Here is a 25621-nt window from a genome sequence, read left to right as displayed (position 1 = left end):
CGTTAATGTGCGTAAAATAAACTGATTGGTCTATACCCAGCGAAAAAAGCTTACCACAATAATTAGGAAAAAGAATTTGTTATTATGTGAAGGACCATACGAATACAAGCTTATGGATTTACCCAGAACTTTTGAAGCAATAATATACAAAGATAAGTATTATTTAACATCAGGATATCACTCAAATGCAAATACACGAGGAGCGTCATGAAGGGCGAGTGCTTAAAATATCAATAGCTGTTACCTTAATCTTAGCGGTGGTAGGTATTTTATTTGGGTTATTGTCGGGTTCATTGGCTATTGTCTTTGACGGTATGTTTAATATGGTTGATACCGTTATGTCAACCTTGGCTCTTTTTGTTGCCCGTCTTTTAACAAGAACAGGGGACCGGAGATTTCAATACGGTTACTGGCATATTGAACCTATGGTTCTGGTTTTAAATGGTAGTATTCTAATACTACTTTGTGCTTATGCGATGATAAATGCCATAGGTAGTTTAATGTCTGGTGGGCATGAGTTGAATTTTGATTGGGCATTTGTGTTTGCTCTTTTGGTCTTTTTTTTATCCACGGGCATGTATTTTTACTTGATTAAAACAAACCGAAAAATCAAGTCCGAATTCTTACGATTAGACATTCAAAGTTGGCTAATGTCTGGATTGATCTCCTCCTCTCTCCTATTGGCGTTTGGTATCGCCGCGTTATTGGATGGTGGGGTCTACGGATATTTTACCCCCTATATCGATCCCCTTATTTTGGCGAGTCTTACTGCTTGTTTGATTTTTGTGCCTATGGCCACGGTCCGAGATGCACTGCGAGACATATTTCGCATGGCCCCTTTGGAGCTTGATGAAAAAATAAGAGATTTTTTAGAGCAGCTTATAAAACAGCGTAATTTCAAAACCTATACAAGCTACGTTGCAAAAATAGGACGTGCACAGTTTATTGAAATACATATAGTGCTACCCCTGAATTTTCCAATTTCAAGCATTGAAACCTTGGATGAAATTCGTAATGAAATCGCATTGGCTATTGGAGAAGACTCCCCAAGACGTTGGCTAACCATAGCTTTTACTGCAAATAAAAACTGGATTTAATGAAGAAGTACATCCAAAAAAAATATACCAACTCGAAAGAGCCAAGGAATTTGATTTGGGGTGTGACAAAACAATGGAACGAAAAGGTACTTTAAACCTTGGAACTTAAAAGTTATTATCTGGTTAAACTTAAAGTCCCAGAGTTAATTAGACGGGTAGAAGATCCATTGGTGGGTTATTATAAGAGTTATAAAGGATTAGCAACCCCGATGTAAAAAGAAATACCTCGCGAATCTATGTTCTCAACATAAAGTGATGGGAATATATAGAATGGGTAACAGAGTCACATAAGCCCTATCAACTCCCCCTTATAACCCATGATTCCTCTCTTGCTCTGTAATAGAATTAATCGTGGATTGATTGAACTCTTGCCGAGAACCAAACTGGTGAAAAAAGTTGGGGTCTTCATCCTTCAAAAGGCGTAAATGTCGTTCTCGGAGAGTGTTCATTGTCGTAGATTTTGCCCAGGATTTTCCTGTGTTTTCACAATAGAATGCTTCAATCAATATAGGACCGCAGCTGCTGAGGTCCGTTTGGGGTAATACGTTCGTGGAATACTCAATACTCATTCCATCCTCTATTAACTGGGCTTCGTGTAAATCCGTATAAAGCAGAGTAATTTGTTCAAGTTTTTCTTGCTCAGAAAGGAACCCATCAAAATAAATGAGTTTGTTAATTGTAGAGCCAACCCAATTGATTTGCACTCCTGTCCAATGATTTTTTTCGACGTCATTTATAGGAATCAATACGCGAGCTTGAGCGTCCTCTGATAACGCAGCATGTATTTTCCAGCTCTTCAGCGTTTCTCCGATGCGCGCATATTTCGAAGAACTCTCCAGTTGCACTGCACTCAAGCAAATTGTCAACGGCACTCCCTTCATGCGATGTTCCAATATTTTATTAATGTCTTCAGCTTCATAAAAATAATTGTGATTGGAGGGATAATAATTTTTAGGTACCACAAAAATACTAATAGCCGGCATATTCTGGCTTGGAGAACCAGCGAAACTGTTGCTGTGTTCGTGCATTGCCGAGTTATCCCTGAATAAGACACCCTCAGTCTCTAATTGCGGATAATTTGGCTTCTTCCTGGAGGAGGCTTCATGGAAAAAGCCAATTTCTTTACGTTTTTTTGATGAGAGCTTGTTTTTTTCAGATTGAGTTAAAACACTCTTTAAATCCAGATGATCTTTAATATTTTTTAGCTGGCTTTTTAAATTATCGACTACATTCGATGGCAAATTGTGAATGCATTTACTAATGTAGTAGCTAAGAAGCGCATTAATGGCACTTTCTTCTTGTATACATTCCGCAGCTCGTCTTAATAAAACAGATGCTATGTGGGCAATTGATTGAGGCAAGCGATAAATTGCCAACTTGGAAATAAGTATTTGCATCTGCTCCAGATTTAATCTCCTCCATAACTCATCTAAAGTTGCTGACAGAATTAATTGCTCTATTTCCTGACCAGAGCAGGTATTTAATAGCCCAATAAAGTATTTTGCCTCTGAGAGGTTTAAAAGATCGACCAGGAAGATAGCAGGTATATGCTTAAAAAAATCATGTACTAGTAATACTGCGGGAGAGCAGGGAGAAACTCGATTTCCTGGGTCATTAACCTTAACTCTTGGAATTAAATGGTTGCCAACATAGATTTTTATGATATTTTTTAACTCCATACGAAATCTTTCTTCTTGTTGTAGGGCTATGGCATTAAAAAGAGGTATGCAATGTTCTAGAGGCGCTGGGACAGGCGCATGTTTTTTTTGAGGACTGGGCAATTTTTCCTCTTCTCCCGCCATGTCATGAACAGGAAGGCTAAGGTCTTTAATCCAGCAAGTATAGGGAATAATTTTAAGTGTTCTATTTCCTTTGGATGCACGGGTCACGTTTTGACTTTCGCGCAACTCATCTTCGTCGTCCCAATTGTCGGTTACCACACAATGGTTATCCTCATCCAGATGATATTCATATTCATTGGCTAAAAACTCAGGGGTCAGTGAAAGCTGTTTTTTTTGCTGATTCATAAGGGGGGCTATATATTGGTTATGAATGTCTTGAAATGAAAGAACATAACCGATTTTATTACCTGTTTTGCGGATAACGCGCCCTATCATTTGCTCTATATCTTGCTCAGGCTGTATCGAGTTAGGTTTTCGGGCAATAATTTCCCAGGCTAAATCGGGGCAGTCAAAGCCAAAACGCAGTTTTTCTACAGCAATTAGAACACCAGCACTCGAATGGGTCACAAACTCTTTGACTTGTTTATCATAATCCTTTTTATTGCCTTTGCTATGAACGGCGTAGGAGCGAATATTGGCTTTCTGCAAATAAGCACATAATTGTTCGCTTATTTTAATCGATGGCACATAGATAATTCCTTTAGTTTCCGCTAGGGTGAGTCCTTCTCCTTCAATACCTGGATGATATTGATGGTGCAACAAATCGGGCAAACAGCGCAGAAGTATCTTAACATTAGCCTTTGAATAGTCCATATTGAAACTACAAGGTACAATCGACGCATGAAAAGCACCATTAAAAGCATCTTGGATGCTCATCGAATACAATGTATGGGGGATGCTATCCGGTTTGGGAGGGGTGGCACTACTGGCAATTGTGATAGGCTGTGCGTCTTTTTTGGCAAATAAGGTACAGGTCTTGCCGATTTGAGAGGAATAGGCATGGTATTCATCAAAGAGGATCAAAGAAGCGGAGGTTACATAAGCTTCATCTTGACCAATTAATTTGTTGAAACTTTTTTCACAACAAATGATAATCGTTTTCTGTTGTTTAACCCAGCGATTTTTTCCAAACAATTCCAGACAGACGCTCTGGCTATCGCTGGAAATCTTTAAAACAGCCTCATTAGAAATACTTAAGGCATCGCCTTTCTTGGATAGGATGGCATTATAACGGATTAAATCCTCATAAAACTGATTCACCAGATTAATGTGCGGCGTGACAATAAAAATAGGGGCATTCTCCATCGAGGAGTGCCAGGCCATCAAGGCTAAGGTGGATTGAATCACGGTTTTACCACTTCCGGTGGCCATCACTAAGCGAGATGGAAATTGATAACACTGAGCTACTTGTTGAATTGCTTTTTTCTGATAGTCGCGCAATACGCTCTTGGTGTAATCATAATGATTAATTAGATTATAAAAATTAGTTTTAAAATCATTGCCTTTTAATAAAGAAGGTGCGATGGCCACCGAAGGCTTTTCATCAATATGATTAGCAACCGCGTGGCAGCGTAACAAATTAAATTGCTCTAAAAACTTCTCATAATGCGCGTGACGTTGACGATTGACTTCAATAAGGTTATTTAGCGACTTAATAGCATGGCGTACGTGTTGTTGCCAGGATGGTGGCACATTCTTTAAATTCATAGGCTCGTCAAAAGAGCATGCCTTTATTCCACTCGCAGCAAAGGCATTACGGTGCTTTATGGCGCGTACAAGATGAATGTCGCTTACTGGCAGGGTAGAAAACCCACGCTCCTTCTTCCCTTCAAATAAATAATCGAGAACAATTTGAAAATAATAGTCCTCACCCCATTTTTGAGATTGAGTGGCCTCTGGAAATAAGAAAAATAAGTGTTCTTCCTCTGGAATCAACTCACGAATACGTGCCATGTTAATCATAAAAAATTTAGACCCTAAGGCAGTAGAGGCCTTGGGCCGACCTGAGGCCGTCGCCACACTAATGCAGCCTGTTTCGCTTAAGTGGTGTTTCACCATGCCAAATAGTTCATGCCAGGATGGAGGAATTTGTAATGAGGGGCTTACGGCTAAAGTCTTAATGTTGTCATCTAGTAAAATGAATTCATTAAGGGCGTATTTATAAGCAAATAAAAAGGCGGTGAGTCGCCTTACTGTAATGCTACCCAGATGTTCTTGATAATCCCCATTATATTTAGTGTTCATCTTTTTGATGACCAATAGGTCAAAGGAGGTGGATAAATGGGAGCGGAATACTGGTAATTCTTCTTCAGTGCAAATAAGCGCTACTCGACCCTGTGTTAGAGGAGGAATCAAGGCTTTTTCTTTCCTACCCGCACAAACAAAGGTTGTTATTTCGCATGGACGGGCATGCTCCTGTAACGTATATAAATCCATTTCCCAGTGTGGATTTTGAATAGAATGACGATGTGCGGGTTCGGTTGACCTGGATAGACTACTTACAGGAAGAAAGGAGAGCTCCTGGAATTCTGTTTTTTTAGAATCTGATGCAGGAGGAACAGGGCGTTTAGGAAGAGGTATGTCCGTAAGATATTTAGGGGCAATTCCCGTCTCATGATAAAGTTTAATATGAGGGGGCTCCATCGAGCGGAAACCCTGTCTGGAAGAATCGGAGGAAATAAATCGATTTCCATCCTGTACTACGTTATTGGAATTAGTAGGTGCAACTTCAACTATCAGGCCAGGTAGTTCAGAAGGGGAGGCTTCTTTTGAGCGTTTCGAGCCTAAAGAGGTTGCTCTTTCTTTTTTTGAGTTCTTAGGTGGACTATCCCTTTTTCTTTTCCTTAATGTGTCATAGTCAGATTGCGGTGGGAGGGGTTGTTTTTCTTTCAATATTTGGGTTAACAAGTAAGAAACGCTTTGTCCCATTTTAGGGCCTTGGATTGGAGCACTGTCTAAATAGCCGCTGGCAAACAAAGCCTGGTTCTGACTTAGCAATAGCCGTCCTTCCTCAGTGTCAGCAAGCAGCCACAACACTGTTTTTCCCTTATCAGGACCTGAAATTGGACCGGTATTTAAATTTGCATTATGTAATAAGCTAGGATATTTTATTAATAATTGGCGTCCTTTGGGATAAAAAGCAAGTAACCACAAAACAGTTATTCCTGCATGCGGGCCTTCAAATGGACCGTCATTTAATTGTGCATTATTTAGTAAATCAGGATGCTTTATTAATAATTCAGCTCCTTCTGGAGTAAAAGCAAGAAACCACAACACAGTTTTCCCTTTTTCAGGACCCCAAATTGGACCGGTATTTATATTTGCATTATCTAATAACGCAGGATGCTTTATTAATAATAAAAGTCCTTCTTTAGAATAGGAAGCAAGCAACCACAACAGTGTTATGCCCTTGAAAGAGCCTTGCCTTGGTCCCGAATTTATATCACATTGTCTTAATAAACTAGGATTTTGAATTAATAATTGATTTCCTATTGGATCGGCAGCAAGTAACCATAACACCGTTTCTCCCTTGTCAGGACCTGAAATTGGACCCGTATTTAAATTTGCGTTATGTAATAAACTAGGTTTATTTATGAATAATTGACGTCCTTGGGGAGAACTCATAAGATACCATAACACCGTTTTCCCCGTGGCAGGGCCTTCAATCGGCCCGGTATTTAAATTTGTGTTATCTAATAAACCAGAGTGCTTTATTAATATTTCACGTCCTTCTTCAAAGTTTGCAAGCAACCACAATAATGTTATTTCAGAGTCGTGTCTTATCTTGGCATTTAAATTAACTTGACTTAATAAGTCAGAATTTTGAATTAATGATGGATGTTCTATCGGAGTAGCAAGTCCTCCCAAGGCTGTTATCCCTGCTGAAAGATCTTCTGGGTCAGCAGCAAATATCTCCAACGCGATTATTCCTGCTGAGAGATCTTCTTTTAAAAGCTGATTAAGATTTTTTGGGGTAAGCAAACTTCGATTTTCATTTAAAAAATTAATCCCTGATGCTGTTTTTGTCAGAGCCGATAATAGTGTTATATCCATCTCTTCACGATTAATTTCAACTAATAGTGTAGAGTGATATATTAATAAATTAATGCCGTGAATATTAATTGCTAAAAAAATTAAATTGGTGTAATCAGCATATTTACTTTGGTCAGGATTGTAATAAAGTTCATTTAAAAATGATGGGGTTAATAATCGAGGATATTTTTTTAGTATCTCTTCAGGGTCTAATTGTTCTACAATTTTTTTTAAATTATGATCTAGAACCGTTTCTTGATCAAAACAAGGTAACTCATTTTTTTCTTGCATGATTAATATCCTTTAGGCGAGAAAAGAGCCAATTATCTACAATCAAAACCAATAAACAGTTTGACTTACTTTTGCACAAGGAGGCTGCAGTATAGCCTTTCTGGGTGTATTTTGAAAAGCGTTGTTTAAGAAACAAATATTTTCCTGAATGGAAATTTATGTATGGTATTTTTGATCTGAATGAGGCAACTATCGCGATGTATCTAGGTGACCAAAGCTGACTAGCTTATGCGCCAGTTGTTGGTAACGGCAGGGATACAATTCTTAACCTTCTGCCAAACAAGAGTACCCAAGATGTACTTACAAAAATACTTTCCTGTGCATTTGAGAAGGATTTAAACTTTGGAGTTCTCAACAAAAAGAAGTTCCTTTCCATGTAACTAGTGCACACCAGGCCCCGAAGTGGGACGCACTCAATAAAAATGTGCTAGTGAAATTGATTTTGATTTTCTAATTTCGTAGCAACGCCAATGCAGCCAAACGTCCCATATCTTCTTTGGATGTGGTCAACGTTTTGCTTCGAGAAATGCTCAAATACAGTTAAATTCCCCTGCTATTAAATGTCTATTAAGTTGTATTTAATTAGACTCATGAGACTCTTTGGGCACGCGCATGTATCAACCAGTCCACTTCATCTAAGTGAATTAACTGATTTGTTTGACCGTTATTAGATTGGAATTTTACGAAGTAGGGGATTCGTAATTCTAGGTATTTGGATCTGAACAACAAATAATACTATTTAATCAAGATTTAAAGATATAAGAGATTATCCCTTTATAGTTAATTCCTCATTTCATATTTAATGGCTACACGAAGGAGAAAAATGAAATATAAATTGGGTAATAGGGTTCTTTTCAACTGGGAGTTTTGGTGCCTCAAAGTTTGCATTAACTATCCAGGTCTTCTAATAATTATTTTTACCAAATTTATTAGATATTAAAGCGTTATAATCTTCAAAAGGAAGTCTCCACTCAGGCTTACCAAACCAGTTATTATCCCACTGCAATTGAACATTCGTCAGCTGTTCTGGGGTAATCAATACATCGGATACATTAGCATCAGGATGGATTTCAGCAAGACAATTTACAATTGTAAGTGCTGCATGATAAACACCACACAGATTCCGCCTACCTCTACCCCCTTCTAAAGTATCAGGGGCTCTTTTAATCTCTAGCTCAGTATATTGAGGATCTGAATGTTTAAACATCAAAATCTTTCCATCTTGATATTTTCGAAAAGTTAGGTAATGACGTTTATTATCATAACAACTTATAGACTTATCTTCTTCTAAGCTCTGAATGCGTTCCTTATCTGTCATGGAGAGATTATTTAAATGCTTATCCTTTGCTTCACCTATAAAAACAAGAGCATCAAATAGGTCATTAACATCATCCATTTCATCATAATTTTTTAAATAAGCTAAAATAGTGGCTTTTAAAACTTTGTTTCCAGGGTGTGCTACTATATAGCTATTATCTATAGCGGATACTACAGTTTCATCCACTATTGATTTAGCTTTTAAAACTTCCTTCATTACCGTCTGTCGATTTTCCGAATATTTACCATATAGTTTAATACCATAAGGCAAAGATTCTACTGCTTGTTCAAAACTACTTACTGTACCTGAACTAGAAGCAGGCACTTTAAAAATGGAGTTTCTTTTCCAATTAACTCGATTACGCGTTATAATAGAAGGGCACGGCTTTCCAATACATTGAGAAAATTGCTCTGGTGTTAAATGAATTTTATTATTTTTCTGCTGGGTAACTAAATCATTTAATAAAGGTACATCAGCAATAGGAACATTTATTAATATTTGTTTCTTATTAATTTCAGTTAAACAATAAAATTGATTACCAACAATTATCCCTCGATTAATATAGGATAACAATTCATCTTCGCTTGGCATGGTAGGTAAAAGATAAACGTCTATTCCTTGCTCGGTTTTAAGATACTTATTATCAATATCTGAATAAATTCCTCCTTCTTTCAATAAAATTAGAATTCTTAGCCAATCAGTTACCGCAGAATAATTTCTGTTGCCGACCATTTCTTGTCTTATTCGTGCTATTATTTTGGGAGCAACCCCCTCATCCTTAAAAGTTAGGTTAATAAAATCATTTAACTCATTAATTTCTCTTAATTTTAAACGATTATAAAAATTTATATCCATTTTTGCCGCATTTTTATAAAAGCGCATGGGATTATCTACCCAGAGATTTACCGTATAACCTATTTTTTCTGCTTCTGTAACGGCTGCTTTAAGATTCAGAAGATATTTTTCAGGTATATCTCCGCCAACCCAAACAAAATGAAATACTTTAATTAGACGTTCTTGTATATTTTCCTCTTTGCTTTCCATTTTAATGCCACTTTGTATAATCTTTCATCATAATTTAGAGTATTATTGACTATTTTTCAAGGTTATTTGTTGTACCTCTTTTATCATTTGACTTATAACTTCTTTTAATTTAACACTTAAAAAATAGACTCATTTAATTTGATTTCACCGCATTCAAATGGGCTTTGTTGCAAAAATTAATCAATTTTCACCTTTTATTTTGATGCAGGTTTTTATCTAAGTGCCAACGCCTGGCATTAGCATTCTTATGCCATTTCATGCGTTTTTTAAGTTCCCCGCATAATACTAAACCCAGCGATAAACGGGGGTGTGCTCTAGTTTAAGACCTCGCTCTGTCCTCAAAATCCCTATTGCTGATACCGTATTTGCAATACCAACACACACATTGCATAATCATGCCACCATGAAAAGGACCTTTTTAAACCCTATAAGTTTGGTGGAACGTATTTGAATGGTCCTTTATACGAGGACAGTAGAGTAAATTATAAACTACTTTCCGTTTTTGCAACGGAGCCTCTATTAGTATGTGGCCTCGTATTGTGATTGATGACATCATCTTTTGTAAGTTAAAAGAGGTGTTTGGTGGAAACTTGCATCCCATGATTTTTTTTAAATTTTTAGGATAAAATTTTAATAATGCTGGATGTGATATTTGCAATGGAGGTGTATTATGAGCACGGGATTTTTTACACGAAATAAAAGGTTGATGGATGCACTTTTAGAATTGGCCTCTAAAGATTCTCAATTATTAAATATCCCAAGGATTGGTTAAGTCAGTATTTACTTGAAAATATTGCAGAAATTTAACTTTATGCGGTCCAATAGTTGGGGACGTAAATGGCAATCTAATGCTCCTATCGGGGATTACCGCTAAAAAAAGCGGAGATGATTAAGACTCAGAATATTAAGTCACGTATTTAACTAGTTATTGATATGCTGACTACTGATTTAATCGTAAGGAAATTTATTTTATTTCCCGGGCTTAATTAAGTTTGTTAATTAGTAGCTTTAATTTTTTTAAAAAGGATTTTCATGAAAAATATGCTTTTGGCGATTATTTTAATCTCCCCTTTATCTCTATGGTCTGCTGTGGGACAAGCTTTTGAATTACCTAAAAGTGCCACAAATCAGGGCTTGGTGCTCACTATTAATAAAGGTAAATCGTTTGCTTCGTCTTGCTCCAAATCCCTTCAAAATTGTACCCTTCAAATATCTCAAACAGTTTGTTTAAATCCTCCGGCTTTTGTAACGATTACAAATCATTCTAATGTGAAAGCTATGAACATTAAGGCTCGTTCTAATGATGTGAATTTTAACACCTACGTAATACAAAATAATAATTGTCCTGCTGCGTTAGCCCCTGGAGCAAGCTGCTCTATTGCATTTTCTACAAATGCGGGCGTTTCCTTCTCTATAGCTGATGTCATAGTAAAAGGCATTAATACGAATGCTTCTTTTCTTAATTTAAATGCATACCAATGTTATTACAGCGTAGGCGGTACCATTTCTGGTCTTACCATGAGTGGTTTGGTTTTACAAAATAATGGAGGAGATAATCTATCAATAAGCACGGGAAGTACTGCTTTTACATTCCCTACACCTATCCCTTTAGGTGGAAGTTATAATGTCACGATAGCTCAGCAACCAACAGGAAATGTGTGTAATATAACAAATAGTACAGGAAACAATGTGAATAATAATGTTAATTCCGTAGCGGTGGTTTGTTCCTCTGGAGCCTTAACTCCTATTGCGGGAAGTCCTTTTACTGCGGGCTCACAACCCTATGGAATGGCCATTAGCCCGGACAGCCAATTTATTTATGCAGTGAATTTTGTAGATAATAATATTTCAGCTTATAACATTAATGCTTCTACAGGAGTATTAACTTCAATAGCAGGAAGTCCTTTTCCAACAGGGAATGCTTCTCAAGAAATTGCTATAACCCCCAATGGTCAGTTTGCTTATGTTACTAATGGAAATGATAATGCAATTTCAGGTTATAGTCTTAATCAGCTTACAGGTGCTTTAACTCCTCTCTCAACAAGTCCTTTTCCTGCAGGCACTACACCTTCTAATCTTGCTATTTCTCCAAATGGTTTATTTGTCTATGTAGCAAATGCCAATGGAAGTAATGTTTCAGGCTATAGAATTATGAGTGATGGCTCCTTAACCCCCTTAATGGGAAGCCCATTTGCTACGCTTGCTAATCCCGGTGCGCTTACTGTGAGCCCTGATAACAATTTCCTCTACGTAGCCAACAGTAACTCTATTTCAGTTTATAGTATTGCGATAGGCACGGGGGCTTTAACACCCATATCAGGCAGTCCTTTTCCAACCGGCAATACCCCCTTTGATATCACGCTAACCCCGAATGGCTTGTTCGCCTATACCGCGAATTTCAGTGCCAGTAGCATTTCCGCTTTTAGTGTTAATACAGTAACAGGCGCTTTGACACCTATTTCAGGAAGTCCTTTTTCGACCGCCAATACCCCAACAAGTATAGTAATAAGCCCCAATGGACAATTTGCTTATGTCACTAACTCTTCACCAAATTCTATTAGCGCCTATTCAATTAATCAAAGCACAGGATTTTTAACCTCTGTGGCCGGTTCGCCTTTTGCTACAGGTGCAAATCCAAATTACGGTGTCATAACTCCTGATGGCCTATACCTGTATACATCAAGTTTCTTGGGCACTACAGTTTCTGGGTTTAAGATTAACTAGTGGGAGTTAAATTTAGGCTCTTGTAATTTGAAGGTTACATTTGTGACCTTCAATTTCGAGCAAGGGATTAATCCTTTAGCAACTCTTATCCCAGTTAACTTGGCTCAAGCAGAAATGGATCATGATAAAGAGCGGGGGCTAAAGATGCATTCTATTTAGATTATAATCGATGGAAATCTAAATTACAGATACTATTGATGACAATCCAGCTTCGTGAATTTATCGGGTTGCTTCTACAGCTTATTCTAATGTGGAAATTAATAAGCTGATATTGGCAATCTTAAACTACTGCGGTTAGCTCATGAGCATGGAATTCAATTATTTGAGAGGGGAGGGCAAGTTGTTATTGGCGCTGCCTGTAGGTCTGATTAAATTAATTAATCAGACCTACAATTTAAGGTAGATGTACTTTAATGCGGAATTGATCTTAGATAATATTAAATTGTTAATTACTCGCTGAACCTTCATATTAGAAATTCTATTTTTGGAAATAGCTCTAATTGATGGTATTGAGCTTTTGAAATTTTCGCCGATCAGTACGGGAGTCTCTAATAAAACAGAGAGCATAGCCCGGGTATAGCGAGAACGAAAACCCGGGATTTAGGACATAGTAATACCTGATTTATACTAATTGCCACATCCTACATTTTTATCCAAAACTCGCGCTAACTTATGGCGATACAGTCTGCCACTGGCCATTCCTGAAAAAGGGTTGCGTCCATTGCATGCGTACCTGTTCGTTTTTTCCCTTAAGCGCGTTTATTAATTTATTTGTCTTCACAGTAACTGAATGATTCGTAGCGTCCATTTTTTTAATAGAGATTAGATTACTGTTTTGATAATTGATAAATTGCGGCAAGATTATTTCAACGTCAGCATCTTTAGCATCAACCTCAATATCACAATCATTTGGGTTAACTACATAACTTGGATTTTCACTACTATGAATTGTCTTGTGAGAACAATGAGTCGCTGACGAAACTAACAGATCCTTAGCATTGTATTTTTTAGAATTAGCCAGACGATTCAAGAACTCAGCGAGATCACCACTGTAGCCGCATAGGTTAATCCGAATGAAATTATCGTTCTCCCCCATTGAGTTACCATTATCCACGGCGACATTAATATCTTTGAGTAGAACCGTTGCAGCGGCCATCTTTTGGGTATCTGGATTATTGAGTTTGGCAAAAAATGTGGGACTGCCTTCAATACTCATTACTTCAGTTCCAGGATAGCGCTTAAGAAGCTCTTCTTTGACGATCTGATGCCTTTTTACGATAGTATTAAAGGCATCCCTGCGCAGGGCTTGTCCTGCATCAGGAAGTGTTGCAAGAGCAGACATTAGATTTAACGCCTCAGCAACTCCCGGAGTACTCTCCCCTACGGTTAACTTCCATACGTAAGAAAAAAAGTCATGGAAAATACTAGCCGCATACGTATCACTCATAGGAAACCACATATAGCCCAGCCGATATCCGGGTTTTCCCAACGCCTTGGACACCGAATTAAACGCCAATACATGTTTCCCTTCACTCTTAGCCTTGGTGATCCAGGCAATATTCTCTTTAATATATCCTGAACCATCACTACCATAAGAAGGTGAAGCAAAAACAAAATCAGCAATAATGATGTTAGCTTGCGTATAAGGTTTACGAAAGGTTCCATCAGGATTATTGGGTGAGGTTACGAACTCGACGACTGTTTCATCCGGTTTAGGCTTCACCTCGCTTGGATCATTAAAACCCTGAAATCGTGCATTCGGATAAGCACGATAAGTCACTGCATGTTCATGGAATGAGTAAAAAGGAATTTTTTCCACAAAAAGAAAATGCTTTTGAGGCTCTGCCGTAGAAATAGCATAAACAAGAGCAAAAATGATTTGCAATGAACCATTTGAGGGGCAAAAAACATAGTTTTTTTCGTTAGGATCAAGAAATAATCCTTGGTTACCTACTCGCGAATGATAAACGCGAAGAGTTTGATCGACGTCATTAAAAAAAGTTTCGCTGGAAGGTATCAGGAGTTTTTTTTCACCAGGCTGTCCCAAGTAAACTGCACTATCATAAACATGAAGGGCTGGGGGATTGAGCAGTCCATAACGCTGATATAATTCGGTGAACATCGGCGTTTCATTTGGCCGCATGTAAATTAGGGGCTCATAGGCATTAGCAGAAGCCATAACCGGTACGCACAATAAAAAAATCACTCTATTGAACTTAAATACTGTTGCCACTGTCTTTAAAAAAATCGCTTTTAGCATCGCCAATCTCCTATAAAATACTCCTAAGGCTCTGCGCCCAATCTAAAAGCAAAATACAGGGAACAGTCCGCAACGACCTGGGTTTGAAATGATATGAAATTTTTTTATAACGTCTTAGAGTTTATTCAAGAGAAATAATATACCGTGAACATCAAAAATATTATATACCTATTTGAGCTTGTTAATTAATTGATTTATTTTTAACACGAGGTTGCCGCACGAGCTGGTCTGGAACGCGCAATAAACGAAAGAACTCTTTAGATTTACATTGATAAAAAATAACCAATATGGTAGTATATGCGCCAATTTGTATGGCTATATTAGTATTGGTATCTTATGAGTAAAACGCTAAAAAATGAATCTGATTGCAGTGAAATACAAGAATGGATTGTTAAAAAAAGACAAAACCAAACCATTCCTCCTGAATTATTAAAAAAATTTGAATCAGAATCATTCCTAAATGCATTGCATCAGTCAGATGAGCTCTACAAGACGTTTTATAATAAAACAATCTACATTAACCTACATACAGACGGGTTAGTTGGGCATGTTTCGGGCGATCTGCCCGTATTGTCAGATGATGGAAAAACGATCACTTTACATCAAAATATTGGTTTAGATCCAGCTCCCGATGCGCCCCTTTTTAAAAAAATAATTGGGACTCAAGGTTACATTAACTCACAAATACGTTCAGAAGAAAAAAACAGACTATTGAAAGTAGCAGTCCATATCTCCGAAGAACGGTACGAGCAACTGGCTCATCTGATGCGCGAAGCGATTGATAAGCCCCCGCCTTACAATGTAATGGGATTTAATGGTCATAATTGCATCCAGTGGATGCATGGCTTACTGCAATCGATCAATATTACTGATGGATTGAACAATAAATTCTCCTATTCTGATATCAATCAATTGGATTCAAAACCAATACTCACCCAAGCAAGACCCTTTACTGAAGAGTTTAATAATGAATTACTTCAGACTTATACAGCCGACATGGTAGATGAACTGGCAACAACATTACAGACGAAACTTCAAGAAACGCGTCGAAACAAGATGCAAGAATACAACGACTCTCGAATTAAAAAGGATCTGCTTTTCTTTTTAGAGAAATCTCAACCAAGCGAGCAGCAACCGACCCCCGATGCATCCAGCATCGAGCAAGAGCCGAACGTAGATTTTGAACCAAATGATTCGCTAACCCAATTTGCTCTTGATGCGACTGAACTGGATTGTCTCATCAATGACTCCGCTCTTTATACCCTATCCCCAGAGGAGCCTACCCCAACTAAAGCGCAAGAAAGTCCATCAATTGGTAACCCGCTGAAAATAACCCATGTATCTCTAGGCACTGTTCATAACAATCATATGGGTATTGTGGCCTCTCTCGAAAATGGAAGCTCTATAGGTATTGGTCTTCATGCACGAACAGGCTCATCCTCCACGCTTACTTTTAATCTAATAAGTCCTTTGACCACTTCCGCGCTCGCTTCAAGTATGGCTGTCGTAGCCCCAATAACTGCACTTATAGTAACCATTTCCTGGATGTACAATAAACGTCTTAAACGCATTGAAAAACATTTACAACATGATCTCGAGCAAACTCGAAATAATATGGAATCAATAAATAATTCATTGCAACTATGCATCAACGACTTTCAAGATGAGCTCATTGATACAAAGGATTTTATTACGAAGCTAAATGCAACTAATGCTTTAATCACTAGTGAACAAACCGGTTTATTAAATCGCGCACACTATGCCCTTAAAAAGAAAAAATACGAGAATGTGTATCATTATTTTAAAAAGATTTTTGTTATGCAACAAACTCTTTTAGATAATACGCACCGTATGGATAATAATAATTTATTAGAAGAAACGCGCGCGCAGCTGTCTTCTCAACAAAATCATTCTCTTATTAATCTGATATCCTATTTAGAACAGATTACTAATAAACCAACACTCAGCCCGGCTGATTTTTATGAGGCACGGGAACTAAAAAATTTGCTAATCAATAAATTACTATTGAACAATGTCCTTTTATCAAAAGATAATTTATTAAAGCTCCAGGCACTTTCTTTAAAATCTCCATCAGCATTAACTTCAGTGGCCTTACCGCCCATGCCTGGCAGCGCATGCTTCCGTACTACAAAAGAGGAACATACAGCAGAAACCTGCATTAACAGTTTGCATCAAAAATACAATAGATTAAAAAACCTCATAGAAAAAAAAGAAAGCTGTATTGAGGAAGAAAGAAGCCTCTTTGTTGAATCGGTATCTCTTAGTATGAATACCTTAAAACAAATCAAGCTTAAAGGAAAGGGTAATGATTGTAAGAGTTATTTTGCATCGTTTATGGAGCGCTTAACTTCGGAAGTCGAAGCAAATGCATCGACTACACCCTTATTTTCTGCCGATGAAATTAAAAAAATAAAACAACATAACTACACGCTCACGGTACATGGATATAATAAAATAACACTTCGTTTTTTTAATCCAGTAATCAGCTCTACATTACATGTAATGCAAGATCGCATCTCGCGCTGGGAAGAGCGCAGTATTTATTATAAAGGAAGCAAAGCAGTAGAATTAATGGCAGGAGCAAATCAGTTTTTCCCGAGCGTTCTCCCAAACCTCTGTTGCCTTCCTATCGCGTTAATTCAAAATAACTCATCCAATTGGGGTAAGTATTTTAATGAAAATACCCATAATCAACTCGTGCAATACACACAGCCTATGACCTATTTAGTCAAAGCAACTGATATTGCTTATTTAATCTCTAAATTACCTTTCGCATTTAAAAACGAACAGGCAATGAATATTCTAAATGGCATAGCAAAACTTACCGCTTTCTCTACGTTTATTTACTCCTGTTATGACACTTATAAAACGCGCAAAATGAATCCTTTGTGGGTTAGAAATACCGTTGATTCTGCGTTTAAACTGTTAGAGTATTCTAAATCTCCTTTACCCAAAAGGTCTAAAGACTTTTCTTTTTTTGATCATGCTAAGAAAAAATTAGCCGATAAAGGATGGCTACAATTAGGAACTTTACCTACGTCACGAGAGTATTATTTATTCAAGGACTGGCTCCAATCCTTGCTTGCAGTAGGACTTGCCTTAACTCAAAAAGAAGAGAGTTCCTCGCAAAATACGAACCTCTTGATATCACTCTATAATGCATGCAGCGGTGTTTATACAGAACGTAGTTATGAGGCCCTTATGGCCAATGCAACATACCATCGGGCGCACAATAATTTTGAGGCGCTGGAAAACAGCGTCTCCCAGCTACGTAGTGATTTAACAAAATACCATGGGGCATTTTCTCAACAAGATGATAGTATTATTGTTACTAAAGCACGTTGTTTTTTAATTGAAATAGAGCGAGTTCTATTAGAACAACCAGGTTACAGTAAAAGTGTTGGCATTGGATGATTAGCGTATCAGTGGAATTTCAAGTACCAAGGCAAGGCTAAACAACAAGAGCATCTAATACCTTATTATCCGAAATTCAGATTATTCATAATCCAATTTCGAATGGAAATTCTCTCCCTGCACATCGACCCAAAAGTATTGTCCGAAATGGATTTTACTCATTAGCCAGGGAAGGGCGCGGCCTTAGTCTTTAGCGACACGATTTTTCCACCAATGCTACCTATTGGGCGTGCTGCCATCAATCGCAAACACAAATCCACTTGATATTGGCAAGCATATTCAATAACTGCGATGGTAACCGCTGTCGAAGTACTTCGTTGTGGCAGTCCCTGACAAGTCCAAAAGTGAATCCAACATTCCAAAACTTCATTGTTAGTTAAGTAAACCTTCATATCCCATGTTTAGAATTCATCGGAATTAATTTAATAAATAGGAAATTACATGAACGTTGAAAAACTAATGGGTAAGGCGGAATCAACGGTTGCAACTCCATTATTCCCATTTGAGGAGCTGATAAAAAAATACGATCTAGCCAATAATCCTGTTGAATGCTCAAATCAATTCGAGAGTATCTCAGATTTAATACCAAACCGAGCTCATTTTATTTATGTAGTTAATCCCATAAGGGATAAAGATCAATTGGCTTTGATTGCTCAATTTAAAGCACTGAATCCCGATTACGCGACCACTTTATGGATTGATAAGAGTGTTTATTCTGAAGAAGCAATCTCAACTCTTACAGACTGGGCAAAAGAGAAAAGCATCCATTTACTTGATATAGTCACTTCAATAGCTCCTTACTTGACCCCTCTAGACAATTATTATCAATTTGAACTTTTAAGAAAAAAACCCGGAGCTGCCAGTGACATATTAAGAATTCTTATTTTAAAACACTTTGGAGGAATATATTCTGATATAGATGTATTGTGTGTAGCTCCTCTGGGAACCATAAATGATAGTTATGGTATGCAGGTTAATTTTGGCGAACGCACAGTAACAAAAGCAGGCCAACATCCATTAAGAGAACATGATGAAAATAGTGAACAAAACCCTAATAATGATATGTTAATTGCACGGCCATACCACCCCTTTCTTGATGAATATATTGCTAGAATTCAACAAAACTATGAAAAAACTGCCTCAGAACTTTTTCCCAAAGATGGAACCAGGGATTTTCACTATGAGCAAGACTATGAAACAGTTGGAAATGCACTATTTAGAAAGCAATGGACTATTTATGCAACAGGTCCAGGCGCTTTATTAAATACAGTAGACGCGACTGAACAATTAATTTCGAAACAGGTTAGTGTTACCAAAAATTTTATTTTTGGATGTTCACTGAGCTGGATGAATGAAAATAAAACGGAAAATTTATCGGAAGAAGAAGAAATTCAGCGTCTGGTAAATTGCATCTCTGTGGATATACATCATGAGCCTCGGGTATTAAGATTGGCAGGTTATGCTGCTTTATGTCTTGATGATGTAATACTGGATAAAGCTTTTGCCAGGCTTACTAAAGAACATCCGGAGTATTTCACTGAAGTAGAAAGAGTACATAATTTACAGCAGTATGAGGCAGCAGGGTTATATCCGGATGGAGAATTTTTATTTAACAAAAATATTTTCCCCAAGCTAAATCATGAGAAATTATTGAGTCATTATATTGCAAGTGTTCTCACTACCCCTCAAATCAATGAGAACAAAATAGTAGGCATCCTTTCGCTCATAAAAAATAGGGAGATACCAATTTGTGAAGAAGAAGTAATATGGGTTTTTAACCATTTAGCTTACACTTGGGAAAAATCGATAGAAATTCAATCGAAAGCCATGGCCTTGGTAATTGAAGCATTCAATGAGCGATTTGCCAAAGATTTTAGAATAGATGTTATTAAGACCTTTATTGCCCACTCTTTGAATTTAGATTTTATAAATTATCTAATACAGACCACTGATAGAGAAATCCCTCAAGAAAAAGCCCTTATAAAAATAGGGAAATCCATAAATAAATTAAAGCAAGGGATGCGAACATTCTGCGATCCGAACTTAACCAATAAAGAGCAAATTTTAGAAAAACTTGCCGAGAAAACCCAAGAGATTGCACTCAGCTTAAAAGATAAAGCTCAGTACGACGCATTTTATAACTCCAATCTATTAAAAGTTACCTCTGTTTATCTTGCCAATACACGATTTAACAAGGCGCAATTGATGGGAGCTAAGTTTGAGTACTGTCACCTGCAGGGTTGTAGCTTTAAACAAGCAAACTTAACTAATGCCGTATTTAAAGGGGAAACTAATCTCTCGAGGGCTGATTTTTCTCAGGCTATTCTAAATGGCACGGATTTTAGTGAACCCTCATTAAATCTGCAGGATGTTATCTGGGCTGGAGCTACATTTTCTCTGAAAACACCCCCGAAGCTTGACTGGAATAAATATGGTCCTGAGATTCTCTTACAGCAATTAATCTATATAGGAAAATCAGCCCAGCAAATTACTCATCAAAAACAGGAGTTAACAGCGCTAGTTAATTGGATTTTACATGAAATTACGGATATAAGCTCCTTAAAAAGGTTGCCCCAATTAATCGAAAATGAACCTGCTTTGCAAGGAGAAGAGGAAGGACAAGTATCTAGCCTCTTTAGTTATTTTACCTTTTTCCATAGTCAGCCAAGGGGGAATATTGTTTCCCAGGTAAAAAATTGGCTTAGTGAACAGCTTGAGGAGCAATCTCAAGTTAAATTAAAGTTTTAATGTGTTTGTATCCAAAGCCTTGTGCATGTTATTAACGACAGGTAATCCTCTATGGGTAGACGTTATCTTGCGATAAAATAGCAAACGAATGATGCTTTATACTGGGGGTATTGTAATGAAATGGACTCATTTCCTCATCGAGGCAATAATAATGCCTTGTTGAGGAATTTAAAAAGTGGAGCCCTGAATATGAGAACTTTTGGTATTGAACTTGCAAAAAATGTTTCATGTTAAACTAGCCGCAAAAGCTCAAAATAAGGGCGTGCGTGTGCTATTCGAAATGAATTTAAAGCATGCTCATTGAGCATTGCTTCAAGACATCTGTTTTTATGGTAAAATAATGTTAAATATATGGGTATGTGGAAGATTAAAAGAGAGGTAATTATGATTGAAGAAACCCAAAGAGACTTTATAAAAAATAATCAGGAATTAATTCAAAAATTTCTTCAGGAATCTAAACCCTACGATGATGAAATAAGTGCCAGCATTCAAGCAACAATAGCCCAATTTTTATTAAATACCCGCATTGAATTAAATAAACGTACAAGTGGTCGAGATTGGATCAGTACCGATGAAATTGTACAAGCTCAGATAGCCGTACTGCGACGTTGCATAATAGATTTAGATCAGTATTATTTAACTTTGCAAAAGGGTGATTCTTTGCAATAACGGATGGTTTTAATGACGATAAACTCTAGGAGAGTTTTTAGAAATTCTAATGTAACTCCTAGTTCAATCGTCATTCAAAGATAGATGTAACTGCGAGATAATTAAGGCCCAATTGTGCATGAGTTCCATTTCTCATTACTTTGGGCATGCACAGTAAATAAGCTTTTTATTTATTTACGTATTTGGCGCTGAAAGCCTTCAATGATATTGATGGTGTAGAGAATGCGTATTAGCTGTTCTGGATATTTAAACTATTGAGAAAGAGTATCCCAATTGACCTTCAGTATTTAGGGAGCGAGCATATTTTTCCCCCATTTTCATCAAACTCCAAAAAGCCGAGGCTCGGGCAGATCTTTGCTTTTTACTTTGTAACTAGTTTTAAATCGGTCATAAATGCCTTTTAGTCTTTATTGAACACATACTTTAATGAGTTGATGGACGATACAAAGCTGAATTTCTGTTGCTTTCCCCTCGGACTTTAAAATAATACATAGCGTCTAGAAAAACTATGAGATCCAGGTAAGATAATTTAAATATCTCTTGGCCATCCCTGGTTTTTCGAGAATGCTACATTTTCCATTCAGCGATGGTTTTATCTTGGTATTGATAATCTAAATATACCTCTAATAAAGCTGAAAAATCTTTACCATATTTATTCACAAATTGGAGTTGCCATTGACTACCACTTGCATTTTTTGCCACGCGATTTTTAATGATGGTTAAATAAAAATCGATGTCTTCTTTATCAATATGAAGCGCCAAAAGGCCTTCTCGAGCATGTGGAATTAATGCGTTTAATAAGGTTATAGCGTTGATTTTATCTCTATGACTTCCCCAATAAAATGTGGTATTTAAACCATATTTAGCGGCATCAAAAAAGTTTTTTCTCACCTTGAAGAAGGGCAGAGTCTCAATAAACTGTGGGGAGCTAAAATAATAGTGCATTAATCCGTAATAAAATGCGGCATTAGCAACCATATCAGTGACTGTGGGGCCTGAAGAAGGGGCACGGTGTTCAATTCTTAAATGAGGGATTCCTTTGTTGTTAAAATCAATAACTGGTCTATTCCATCGGTAAATAACCCCATTTTGCTGTCTGACATGAACCATTTTTTCGGTGGGTGATTCCTTTGCGTCAGGTATTAGGTGAGGAAAATAAAGATTTTCTTTAAAAAGCTCAAAAAAAGTTGATTTTAAATAATCATTTCCAAATAAGCAGCAATGAAATTCTTTTTGCTGTTGAAATGTATTTAAAGTCATTACTTCATTAAAAATGAAAACCCTACTTTCATGCCATAAAAAATGCCCTAAAAAGAAAGGACTATTACTCGATAAGGCGAGCATGGGGCCTGCAAGGAGTTGGGCAATATTGTAGTAGCGTACCGATTGACTTAAGCCTACTTGTAAATGCATTTGAAACGCTGAAAGCAATCCATTCACCGCTAAGGAATGTGCCTCTAATTGCATAGGCTCAGACCCTCCGACATCTATATTGATAGGTCCGTTATTGTATTCTTTCATCAAAGAATTTAAGACATAATAACGGGATTTATTTGTTAAATAAGTAATGTGGTGGTGTTTGTGAGTGGCGGTAGGTAAGGAACCGATAAGAGCTAAATAATAATTATCCTTTTGAGCATGGGCGGTACATTCGTTTAACGCATTTAAAATAGTTTGGTGTAGTTTTGAAAAACAATTTTTAGTAAGTTCAAAATGAGGGGTATTAATTTCTAAGTGAGAAGCCCCCACTTCCGGCACTAGAAACGCTTTATTTACTTGGGAAATAAATTGAAGGTTATTTGGTGAAGGATTTAACTGGTTATCAAGCAGAAATAATTCTATTTCCGCACCAATTTTCATCCCTTCCTCACTAATAGAGTCGGTGGTAAACCACTCTTCTAACATTGTTGTTTCATCGGTTAGTTTTTGAGCAAAATCACTATTCTCTTTATCAATAGAAATTCGCATTGTTCCTCACAGATTTTGTTGTTGTAACCAATATTCCAGTAATGCAATTTGCCAAAGTTTTGAACCGCCCGTAGGGGTAAAGTGATTAGTTTTTCTCAGCGCCTGGACCGTATGGGAATTAAAAATCCCTCTATTTTCTATGGTTTTTGGAGAAAGCATTTCTTCCATGAGCGAGGCGATTTTTCCTTGAAGATGTTTAATTGCAGGGACGGGAAAATAACCTTTGGGTCTATCAACTATTTCTTTAGGCAAAAGCTGTCTTCCCAATTGTTTTAAAATATATTTTCCGTCGTTGGGTAGTTTAAATTTTAGCGGCATAGAAAAAGCTAATTGAACTAATTGTTCATCTAAAAAAGGGACCCTGGCTTCGAGGCTTGCTGACATCGACATATTATCGACTCTGCTTAATGGGCCATTCGCTAATGCCGTTGTACTTTCATACAGAATGAGTTGTTCAATAGGATTAGAGGAGCCGCTTTCCTTACATAAATTCAGTAAAAACTCATGGCTTAGATTCGGTGCTAAATAATCTTTAGCGATTAATTGTTTGTATTCGTTATAATTTCTATCTGCTATCACCTTAAGCATTAGTTTGGCTGATTGTGAGTCGGTTAAGGGGGTAGTGGGTAGTTTTTGAAACCAATGATAACCGGCGAAAATTTCATCAGCACCTTGGCCGGAAAGAACTACTTTTACATGCTTCGCAACCTCTTGGGACAGTAAATAAAAGGCAATGTTGTCGTGGCTAACCATTGGTTCAGACATTGAAGCAATACAATTGCTCAGGGTGCTTTCAACTTTCTTATTTGGAATCCAGAGTTTATGGTGATTTGTGCCAAATTGTTGAGCTACTTTGTCTGAATAGATAAATTCATCCCCTTTTTCATTGTTAAATGAATCGAATCCTACAGAAAAAGTATGCAGACTATGGCCTTTTAGCTGGGAGGCAAGAGCTACTAATAAAGAGGAATCTAAGCCACCTGATAAAAAAACGCCCACTGGCACATCGGCCACGAATTGTCTTTGAATCGCGAAATTTAATGTTTCTTTTAATTCTGCAATCCACTCTTCTTCTTTGCGAAAATAATTGATGCGATCAGCGTAGTTTAATTTCCAAAAGTAATTAATATCTTTTTTTCCATGTTCATTAAGCGACAATACTGTTCCTGGGGAAAGCTTCTTAATCCCTTGAATAAGAGTCAATGGTTCCGGAGTACTGTGAAAAGTTAGATAATAATGTAATGCAGCTTTATCTATTCTCGTGTCAATGTCTGGGGATTGTAAAAGGGCTGGGAGTGTTGAAGCAAATAGAAAAGTATGAGGCGTTTCGGCGTAATAAAGAGGCTTAATGCCGAGTCTATCCCTGGCCAGGATTAACGTTTTTCTTTTCTCATCCCATAATGCAAAGGCAAACATTCCTTCTATATATTGTAAACAATCCTTTCCCCAAGCATCATAGGCTTTCAGTATTACTTCCGTATCTCCCGAGGATTGGAAATAATAGCCTTTTTGCTGAAGTTTTTTACGAAGCTCAAGAAAATTATAAATTTCTCCGTTAAATACCAAGCTAAGGCCAAGCTCTTTATTTATCATGGGTTGAGCTGCTTGTTCGCTTAAATCAATTATTTTAAGTCGTTTATGGCCTAATATTAATCGTTCATTGAAATAGTACCCTTCACTATCCGGTCCCCGAGAATTTTGTTTTTCGAGTATTTTTCCTATAGAAGGTATAGGGAAATGATTTTTTAGTTGAAAACAACCGGCTATTCCGCACATGAAGAACTCCGTAGCTGAATCGTTAAAAGGGATCGATACCCAGTCTAAAAATAGGTGTGCAATTAATAGCTAGGGGTGTTACCTGAACCACTATTTGGTGTGGTTCCATCAGAATTTCCTGAATTATTGGGATTCGTTGTGGTGTTATTGCCGTTGGGATTGTTATTGTTGTTCGTATTGTTATTGTTTGAATTTGGGCCTGGGGTAGAATCTGTACCCATTGTATTATTGCCTGCGCCCGAATTAGAATTGGTGGTATTTGTTTCTGAACCGGTTAAGGAAGAAGTGGCGTAGACGCTTGAGAAGAATAATGTTGCTAATAAGATAATTATTTTGTTCATAATTCTCTCCTTGGAAAAATGGGGTAGCGATCCATTTATTAAGTGTAGTACCTTTGTCCGATAGAATCAAAGAAAGAGCTTAATGGTTATTTTTTGTATGAGCGTTTTGGTCTTGTTAGGGAGCTGATAATTACATTATTGTTTTATTGCTATTAAGCGGAGGATCGTACCTAAAACAGCGACACGAGTTAACAGTAATTTAAATAAATTGTAAGCTTGGCAACGAACTCCCATAC

12 protein-coding genes are annotated in these 25621 nt (G+C 37.2%); 5 read left to right on the top strand and 7 right to left on the bottom strand.

Features of this window, described 5'->3' with window-relative positions; translation table 11 throughout:
- The first annotated feature begins 185 nt into the window (after positions 1-185).
- Positions 186-1097, top strand: coding sequence for a cation diffusion facilitator family transporter (locus tag ACD661_RS11275; protein ID WP_400187967.1), 912 nt, complete (start codon positions 186-188; stop codon positions 1095-1097).
- Between the two features lie 308 nt (positions 1098-1405).
- On the opposite strand, the gene ACD661_RS11270 is transcribed toward ACD661_RS11275, so the two are convergent.
- The gene (locus tag ACD661_RS11270) at positions 1406-7102 is read right to left on the bottom strand and encodes a DEAD/DEAH box helicase (protein WP_400187966.1); all 5697 of its coding nucleotides are present in this window, start codon (positions 7100-7102) and stop codon (positions 1406-1408) included.
- A 904-nt stretch (positions 7103-8006) separates the two neighbouring features.
- Positions 8007-9464 carry a glycosyltransferase gene (locus tag ACD661_RS11265; protein ID WP_400187965.1) on the bottom strand — a complete coding sequence of 486 codons (1458 nt, stop codon included), beginning with the start codon at positions 9462-9464 and terminating at the stop codon, positions 8007-8009.
- Positions 9465-10496: 1032 nt separating this feature from the next.
- On the opposite strand from ACD661_RS11265, the gene ACD661_RS11260 reads away from it, so the two are divergent.
- A complete protein-coding gene (locus tag ACD661_RS11260) occupies positions 10497-12188 on the top strand; it encodes a lactonase family protein (protein ID WP_400187964.1) in 1692 nt (563 codons plus the stop codon).
- Positions 12189-12858: 670 nt separating this feature from the next.
- Here the strand turns inward: ACD661_RS11260 and ACD661_RS11255 are convergent.
- Positions 12859-14448, bottom strand: a complete 1590-nt coding sequence (locus ACD661_RS11255) for a pyridoxal phosphate-dependent aminotransferase (protein ID WP_400187963.1) — start codon at positions 14446-14448, stop codon at positions 12859-12861.
- Positions 14449-14784: 336 nt separating this feature from the next.
- Between ACD661_RS11255 and ACD661_RS11250 the strand changes: the two genes are divergently transcribed.
- The gene (locus ACD661_RS11250) at positions 14785-17883 is read left to right on the top strand and encodes a hypothetical protein (RefSeq protein ID WP_400187962.1); all 3099 of its coding nucleotides are present in this window, start codon (positions 14785-14787) and stop codon (positions 17881-17883) included.
- A 161-nt stretch (positions 17884-18044) separates the two neighbouring features.
- Here the strand turns inward: ACD661_RS11250 and ACD661_RS11245 are convergent, their stop codons facing one another.
- Positions 18045-18275, bottom strand: coding sequence for a hypothetical protein (locus ACD661_RS11245; protein WP_400187961.1), 231 nt, complete (start codon positions 18273-18275; stop codon positions 18045-18047).
- Positions 18276-18324: 49 nt separating this feature from the next.
- Between ACD661_RS11245 and ACD661_RS11240 the strand changes: the two genes are divergently transcribed.
- Both ACD661_RS11240 and ACD661_RS11235 read left to right on the top strand, forming a co-directional pair.
- Positions 18325-20631, top strand: a complete 2307-nt coding sequence (locus ACD661_RS11240) for a pentapeptide repeat-containing protein (RefSeq protein ID WP_400187960.1) — start codon at positions 18325-18327, stop codon at positions 20629-20631.
- A gap of 384 nt (positions 20632-21015) precedes the next feature.
- A complete protein-coding gene (locus ACD661_RS11235; RefSeq protein ID WP_400187959.1) occupies positions 21016-21300 on the top strand; it encodes a hypothetical protein in 285 nt (94 codons plus the stop codon).
- 567 nt (positions 21301-21867) lie between these two features.
- Here ACD661_RS11235 and ACD661_RS11230 read toward each other — a convergent pair.
- The 3 genes from ACD661_RS11230 to ACD661_RS11220 form a co-directional block, all read right to left on the bottom strand.
- Positions 21868-23268: a glutamate-cysteine ligase family protein gene (locus ACD661_RS11230; RefSeq protein ID WP_400187958.1), complete on the bottom strand. Its 1401-nt coding sequence runs from the start codon at positions 23266-23268 to the stop codon at positions 21868-21870.
- A gap of 6 nt (positions 23269-23274) precedes the next feature.
- Complete coding sequence (locus tag ACD661_RS11225) at positions 23275-25044, bottom strand: N-acetylglutaminylglutamine amidotransferase (protein ID WP_400187957.1); 1770 nt, start codon at positions 25042-25044, stop codon at positions 23275-23277.
- Between the two features lie 62 nt (positions 25045-25106).
- A complete protein-coding gene (locus ACD661_RS11220; protein WP_400187956.1) occupies positions 25107-25385 on the bottom strand; it encodes a hypothetical protein in 279 nt (92 codons plus the stop codon).
- Positions 25386-25621: the final 236 nt, after the last annotated feature.

The sequence above is a fragment of the Legionella lytica genome (genome assembly GCF_044626755.1).
Lineage (GTDB): Bacteria > Pseudomonadota > Gammaproteobacteria > Legionellales > Legionellaceae > Legionella > Legionella lytica_A.
The sequence above is the reverse complement of the archived record's forward strand: the minus strand, read 5'-3'. Positions and strand labels throughout refer to the sequence as shown.